The sequence below is a fragment of the Kitasatospora sp. NPDC059747 genome, assembly GCF_042732955.1.
In the GTDB taxonomy this organism is placed as follows: domain Bacteria; phylum Actinomycetota; class Actinomycetes; order Streptomycetales; family Streptomycetaceae; genus Kitasatospora.
In genome coordinates, this window is the sequence record NZ_JBHWGV010000208.1 from 1 (window position 1) to 7,311 (window position 7,311).

A 7,311-nucleotide genomic window follows, 5' to 3' on the forward strand; every position below is an offset into this window, starting at 1 on the left:
GTCGTGCACCGGCTGCGCGCCGTCGTCGTCGTGTGGTGTCAGGACATCAGGTGTGCATGGCCCTCCACCAGGAGCTCGCCGTACTCGAATTGCCGCCCGAGGGCCACGTACCGGTCGTACTGCTCCCGCGCGACCACGGGCCCGACCTTGGCGAGCGCGCGCAGCAGGAGGCGGAACGCCAGGTCGGGGCAGACCCGCGCCGCGACCTCGTTGAGGGCGGGCACGATGCCGGGAACGTACCCTCCGGGCGCATGCATCGCCCCCTCGGTGATCCCGGCGGAGACCAGCAGGATCTCGTCCAGGACGGCTCCCGCCACGTGCCCGTACGGACTGGGCGGCACGCGCTCGTCGCTGCCGCCGCCCTCGGCGGCGAGCCGCTCCCGGCCGAGCCGGACGATCAGACCGAGCCAGTCACGGCCGTCGTGGCCCTCCCTGCGGAGGTCGTGGAAGGGATGGGTGCCCGTCGACCAGAGGGTCTCGATCTGCCACGCGGGCAGGTCGGCGGCCTCCAGCCGCAGGGCGTCCACGAGGACCGACTCGGCGACCCAGGAAGGGTTGCGGGCGAGGTAGTCCGCCAGGACCTCGACGTCCTCGCCCTCGCTGCGCCAGTGTGCGTGGAACGCCTCGGCCAGGAGGGAGAAGCCGAAGTCGGCCGCGCCGCCGTACCGTTCCGCCATCAGACGCCCCTGCGCGGGAGCGGGAAGATGGAGGTCACGTACCAGCCCTTGGGGTGCTTGGTCGGGCCATCGGTGTAGTCGATCTTGACCCGGACCTCGACCTTCGTGCTGGAGGGGGTGGTCACGCGGTTGCCTCCCCGCTGGTAGACCTCGCCGAGGGAGGTCAGCTTGTCGCCGCCGGCATCGAGGACGGACACGTCCGCGGTGAACTTGAACTCGCTCTTGCCGAGTCGCTTGGCCTGCCCGTACTGCTTCGCCCCGTCCGTCAGCCACGCCTGCTTGAGCGCTTCTTCCGCGGTGGCGAGGTCCTTGAACACCCCGGTGTATCCGTCGACCTCGGCCTTGGCCTGCGCGCGGATCGCGTCGGTGCCGCTGACCGTCCCGAGGTTGTTCGTGTAGGGGCCCCCGGCGACATGGTCCTTGATGGTGTGCAGCCCCGGGTCCTTCGCCTCGTCGTTGAGCAGGTAGAGGCAGTTGTGGACGAGCAGGTCGGGCTCCTGGCCGCCACCGGTGCGCACGAAGAAGGTGTGCGGTCCGTCGACCGTCAGATCGTAGACGGATTCCGGTGCCTGCTCGGTCCGGTCGGTGATGCCGGTGACGGTCTGCGGGGCGTTGTCCGAGGCCCGCAGCCGGTCTCCCGGGCGCAGGGCCGAGGCGAGGGTCCAGCCGGCCTGCTCGGTGTAGAAGCGGTGACCGGCCGTGGTGGAGAGCGTGCTGCCGTCCGCCAGGGCGATGTCCACCAGGCGCCGCGTGGTGTGGGCGTAGGTGGCGGTCACCGGCTGCGGGTGCAGTCCCCCGACCGCCGGGTCGGCCGTGAGCACCCGGTCACCGGTCCGGATCTCGCTGATGGCCCGGTACGAGCCGTCGGCCAGCAGGACGCGGGTGCCCGCGGGGAAGCTGTTGACCTCGCACGTCTCGTAGACGTACTGCACCGACTTGTACTCGTCGTTCAGCTGGCGGACGAGGGCCGGGTCGATGTCGGGGGTCTTGCTCAGCGCCTCAAGGGCCTCCTTGGTGCCGACGCCGTTCTTGAAGGTGTTGCGGAAGGCGGACACGGCGTCGGCGGCGCGGAGCAGCTTGCTGGTGATCGCGTCGCTGTAGCCGTTGAGCGTCGCCTGGAGGGCGAGCTTGGCGTCCTCGATCCCGACGCCGGTTTCGAGGGCGTAGCGGAACGCGACGATGCCCTTCGCGCCCTTGGCGAGGGTGCCGAAGGGGATGAAGTTGGACGCGGCCCAGGCACAGTGGGAGTTGAATCCCGGGTCCTTGAAGCACGCGATGAAGTCGCCCGCGAAGAGGGTGAAGGCGTTGACGGTCGGTGATCCGCAGACGCCCCGCTGGCAGGTGACGTTGATCTTGTCGAAGTCCTTCTGCGTCATGGCGACGGTGGTGGTGATCTCCGACTTGTTCAGCTGGTCGCTGCCGACGAGGAGGGTGTCCCAGACGCTGTACTTCCCCATGCAGGCGGCGATCGACAGGCCCGCTTCGGGGCAGGTCTTCAGGATGTAGTCGATGGTGCCGGTGACCCTGATGGTGTACGTGACGTCGCAGACCCTGACTCCGGCGGCGTTCGTGTAGAAGTTCTCATCGGTCCACAGGTCCGCGAGGGTTCCCGTCTGTCCCTTGCCGCAGCGTGCTTCGTTGCTCTTGACGACCTCCTTCTGGAGGTCCCCGCGGGGCACGGACTCGATGTAGGAGACGCGGCCGTTGTCGTCGACGACGGCCGTGTCGCTCTGCAGCTTTCCGCCGGCCGCGTCGGCCTGCTGCTTCGACATGATCAGCTGCGCGGCCTCCCTGGCGGCCGCGTACGCGTCGTCCCTGCTCTTGGCAGCGGCGGCGGCCGAGGCCTTCGCCTGGTCGGACGCGGTCTTGGCGTCGGCCGCGAACTGGCTCGCCTGGGCCGCGTAACCGGTGGCCTCGGCGGCCGAGGCGACGGCGCGGTCGGCCGCGACACTGGCGGAGGCGGCGGACGCCTGGGCCTGCTGGGCGTACTGGGCGGCCTGCGCCGCGGAGGCCTGGGCGGCCTGCGCGGACTGGGCGGCCTGGTTGGCGAAGCCCTGGGCGGACTGGGCGGACTGGCTGGCCTGGTTGGCGTATCCCGCGGCCTCGCTGGCGGCGCCGCGGGCGGTGGCGGAGGCCTGGGCGGCCTGCGCCGCGTACTGGCGGGCCTGGGCGACCGAGCCGTCGATGGTGGCGAGGTAGGACGCGACGGTGGCCACGTGGGCGGAGGTCATCGCGTCGCGCTGCTGGGCCTTGGGCAGGCCGGTCTGCAGGAACGGCACGAGGCGGTCGGCGGGGCCGGACAGGACGGCCTGGGCGGCCGCCTTGACCTCCTGGCCTCCGCCGGCCAGGGCCTGGGTCACCAGGACGCGGTTGTCGTCGTCGCGGGCCTTGAACTGACCGGTGGCCAGGAAGGCCCGGACGTCGTCGATCGTGCCGTCCAGGGCCTTGCCCGCCGCGGCCTTTACGCCCGGCCCGCCGGCGGCCATGATCTGGGACAGCTGGACGCGGTCGTCGTCGTCCTTGCCCGGGTACTGCCCGGTGGCCAGGAACGCCCGGACCTGGTCCGGCGTACCCACCGAGGCGGTCTCCGCGGCGAGGCGCTTCTCCAGCTTGCCCGGCGTCTTGGCGATCGCCATGACGCTGGTGCGGTCGTCGCGGTCCCGGGCCACCGTCAGGTCGGTGGCCAGGAAGGCCTGGACGGCGTAGTCGTCGCCCTCCAGCGCGCTCTGGGCGGCGGCCTTCGTCCACGGGCCGGCCGAGTCCAGCAGCCGCAGCGCGGCCTGACGGCCCTTGAGCAGGGCGGTCTTGGCGTCGGTGCCGGCGGCGGGGCGTCCTTGATGAGCTGGTCGGTGCCGGCGGCGAACTGCGTCGCCTTGCCGGACTCCCAGGCCGCCGTCTTGGCCTTCTGGTCGGCCTCGCGGGAGGCCTCGTCGGCGGCGGCCATCTCGGCGGCCTGCTGGGCGTCGAGGCGCTCCTTGTCGGTGGCGCGGGCGATGTTGGTGACCTTGTGGGCCTGCGCGGCCGAGTTCGCGGCCGAGTTGGCGGCGGCGTCGGCCGCGGTGGCGGCCGCCTGCGCGACGTTGGCGGCGGTGGCCGCCTCACCGGCGTGCCGGGCCGCCTCCTCCGCCGCGGCGGCCGCGGCTTCGGCGTGGGCGGCGGCCTCGTTGGCGGCGCGCTGGGCGTCCCCGGCCGCGGCGGCGGCCTCGTTGGCGATGGCGACGGTGGCGTTGGCGGCACGCTTGGCCTCGGCGGCGGCGCGCTGGGCGCGGGCCGCCGCGAGGCGGGCCCGGGCGGCGTCGTCGGCGGACACCCCGGAGTACTCGGCGGCCTCGGCGGCGGCCTGGGCGGCCGCGGCGGCGTTCGCGCCGGAGGAGGCCGCGGCCTGCGCCGCGGCGCCCGCCTGGGTCGCCGCGAAGCCGGCCCACTGGCTGGCCTCGCCCGCGGTGCGGGCCTGGACGGCGGCGTCGCGGGCGGTGACTGCGGCGTTGCGGGCCGCGTCGGCCTGCCCGGCGTCACCGGCGGCGCCGGCCGCGGCGGAGAGCGCCCTGGAGGCGGCGTTGCCCGCCTTCGTCGCGGCGGACGCGGCGTCGGCGGCGGCGTTGGCGGCCTGGCGGGACGCCTCGTTGGCGGCCCTCGCGGCCGCGGAGGCGGTCTTGGCCGCGGCGGCGGCGCGGGTGGCGGCGTCGGCGGCGCGGTTGGCCGCGTTCGACGCCTGCCCGGCCGAACCCTGGGCGGCCTTGGTCTCGTTGGCGGCGCGCTCGGAGGCCTCCTTGGCCAGGCGGGTGGCGTCCAGTGCCTTGCCCGCCGCGTCCTTGGCGGCCATCGCCTGCTGCCCGGCCTGGGCGGTGGCGTTCTTCGTCAGGTCGGCCAGCTGGGCGACCGTCAGGGTCTCCTGGTCGTGGGCGGCGGCGGTCTGGTAGCCGTACTGCAGGAACAGCTGGACGTCGTCCATCGAGCCGTCCAGCGCTGCGCCGGCGGCCTTCTTCACCTCCGGCCCGCCGGAGGCCATCAGCTGCGAGAGGTGGACGCGGTCGTCGTCGTCCTTGGCCTTGAACTGGCCTTCGTTGAGGAACTGGTTGACGTCCGTCATGGTGCCGTCGAGCGCCTTGGCGGCCGCGGCCTTCACACCGGGGCCGCCGGCGGCCATGATCTGCGACAGCCGGACCCGCTGGTCGTCCTCGTAGGCCTTCTGGGCGCCGGTGGCGAGGAACTTCTTCAGGTCGTCGGCCGAGCCCTTGAGCGCGGCCTGTCCGGCATCGCGCACGCCGGGGCCGGAGTTCGCGACCAGGTTCTCGATCTTGGTGCGCAGGTCCTGGTCGGTCGCTGCGGCCTGGCCGCTCGCCAGGAACGCCGTCAGGTCGTCGCCGCTGCCGGTCAGCGCGGTCTCGGCGGCGTGCCGCACGGCCGGTCCGCCGGCCTGCCAGGCGGCGACCGCCTTGACCCGGTCGGGGTTCGCCGCGGTCGCCGTCGGCGGCGCGTCGGCCGCGAGGGCCGGGGTCGAGAGCAGCCCGGTCAGCAGGCTGCCGGCCACGAACCCGGCTGCCAGCCGTGATCGGGCCCGTGATGTCAGTGACATCCGCATGGAAGTTCGCAATCCATCCTGGTCTGGGCACCGGAGTGCCGTGAAGAACCGCCGACGGGGGCGCCGGCGGTGCGGGGAAAGTTCTTCGGGGTGCGCGCGGGGCGGCGGGAAGCGCCGTGGCACGTGCGCGGGGTGGCCCTGCGTCCGTCCGGCGGGCCAGGGGGCCGACGGGGCGGCCGCACCCGGGGAGCCGGGGTGCGTGCCGCCCTGCGGCACGGCGTCGGAAGCGACGTCCGTGGGCTCCTGCTGCCGGCAGCCGGTGAGCAGGGTGGTGGAATCGCGCGCGTCGAAGCGTGCGGGGAGTCTTCCGGTGGGCCGCTGACGAGCGGTCGGGTCCCGTGCTGGAAGGAGCAACCTGGAAAGAGCAACCTGGAAAGAGCAGCCAGGCCTACCCGGCCAAGGGCGGGAGAAAGGGACGCGCAGGTGGGCGGATCCGTGGATCCGGCGGCCTCGGCAGCCGGGAATTCCGGTTCGGCCGAACGCAGTTCCCGGGTGGATCGCATCGGGCGCCCGGCCCCGCCGGGCGCCCGATGGGGGCGCGGGGTGTCAGCCGGCCGGGGTGGCGGCGATGCCCTGGATGCCGCTGCTGGCGACGGCGTAGAAGGTGGTCCAGCTGTTGTCGGCCTTCTGGTCGGCGGTCCAGATGCGGTCGTCGGCGCCGATGGCGAACAGGCGGGCGGTGTCGCCGATGGTGGTGGCGGCCACCTGCTTGACGCCGGCGGCGTTGGGCACGGCGTTGAACGTGGTCCAGGTGCCGGCCGTGTAGTCGCCGGTGGTGGTCCAGATGCGGTCGTCGCCGCCGATGGCGAACAGGTGCACGGTGTTGCCGATGGTGGCGGCGGTGATGTTCTTGATGGCGCTGCTGGGGATGGCCTGGAAGGTGCTCCAGGTGCCGGCGGTGTAGTCGCCCGTGGTGGTCCAGATCTGGCCGTCGCCGCCGACGGCGAACAGGCGGACCTTGTCGCCCATCGCGACGGCGGTGATGTTCTTGATGGCGCTGCTGGGGATGGCCTGGAAGGTGCTCCAGGTGCCGGCGGTGTAGTCGCCGGTGGAGGTCCAGATCTGGCCGTCGCCGCCGATCGCGAACAGGCGGACCTTGTCGCCCATGGCGACGGCGGTGACCTGCTGGATGGCGCTGTTGCCCGGCACCATCTGGAACGCGCTCCAGGTGCCGTTCGCGCCGTCCTTGCTCGCGCTCCAGATGCGCTGGTCGCTGCCGATGGCGAACAGGCGCACGGTGGTACCCATGGTCACGGCGCTGACCTGGCGGATGCCGCTGTTCTGGGGGACGGCCTCGAAGGTGCCCCACACGTTCGTGGAGTAGGAGCCCTCGTTGGCCCATATCCGGTTGTCGCTGCCGATGGCGAACAGCCGGCTGCCCGGACGGGAGGCCTTCACCTGCTGGATCCAGGCGTTGAGGTCGTCGACGCGGGAGGAGGTGGCGCCGGTGCGGGTCTCGGTGGCGGGGGTGCCCAGGCAGCCGCCCTGCCAGGAGAGGGAGGCGACGGCGGCGATCTCGGGGGTGCCGTTGCGGTCGCGCAGCAGCGGCGCGCCCGTGTCGCCCTGGCAGACGGGGGCCTGGCCGGCGGCCGGGGCGGTGTCGATGCTGGTGGGGTTCACCGCGCCGGTGGTGTGGGCGCTGGTGTGGAGCTTGAGCGGCGCCCAGTCGGTGGCGGTGCGGCCGTAGCCGGGGATGCGCAGGCCGTCCCCGGCCGCCGGGGCGGTGCCGGTGACGGCGATGGGGGCGACGCCGTCCAGCGGGGAGGTCAGGCGGGCCATCACCAGGTCGCGCTCGGCGCGCGGGGCCAGCTCGGCGATGGCGATGGTGCGGCCGGCGACGGTGGCGGTGCTCGCGGTCGCGGGCGCGCCGGCGGCCGGGTGGTCGCCGAAGCAGGACGCGGCGGTCAGCACCCAGTAACGGTCCACCAGGGTGGCGGTGCAGGAACGGGCGTCGGTACGGCCGGGCTGCCCGGCCCGGGCCGTGGCGCCGGGCGGGGGGTCGGTGTTTGCCGGGGGGGGGGGGGCGGCGCGGGCGGGGGGGAGACTCCACTG

The 7,311-nt window shown here is 73.7% G+C and carries 4 protein-coding genes; all 4 read right to left on the bottom strand.

The genetic code is table 11. The annotated features are described in order from the left end of the window. Positions 1-38 precede the first annotated feature (38 nt). Positions 39-677, bottom strand: coding sequence for a hypothetical protein (locus ACFV4G_RS42130; RefSeq protein WP_380448698.1), 639 nt, complete (start codon positions 675-677; stop codon positions 39-41). Further along, on the bottom strand, positions 677-3,451 hold the full coding sequence (locus ACFV4G_RS42135) for a polymorphic toxin-type HINT domain-containing protein (protein WP_380448707.1): 2,775 nt from the start codon (positions 3,449-3,451) through the stop codon (positions 677-679). The genes ACFV4G_RS42130 and ACFV4G_RS42135 overlap by 1 nt, the downstream gene beginning before the upstream one ends. Then, the gene (locus ACFV4G_RS42140; RefSeq protein WP_380448700.1) at positions 3,349-5,259 is read right to left on the bottom strand and encodes an ALF repeat-containing protein; all 1,911 of its coding nucleotides are present in this window, start codon (positions 5,257-5,259) and stop codon (positions 3,349-3,351) included. The genes ACFV4G_RS42135 and ACFV4G_RS42140 overlap by 103 nt, the downstream gene beginning before the upstream one ends. Before the next feature lie 546 nt (positions 5,260-5,805). Continuing rightward, on the bottom strand, positions 5,806-7,311 hold a 1,506-nt coding region (locus tag ACFV4G_RS42145), incomplete at its 5' end, for a trypsin-like serine protease (protein WP_380448702.1).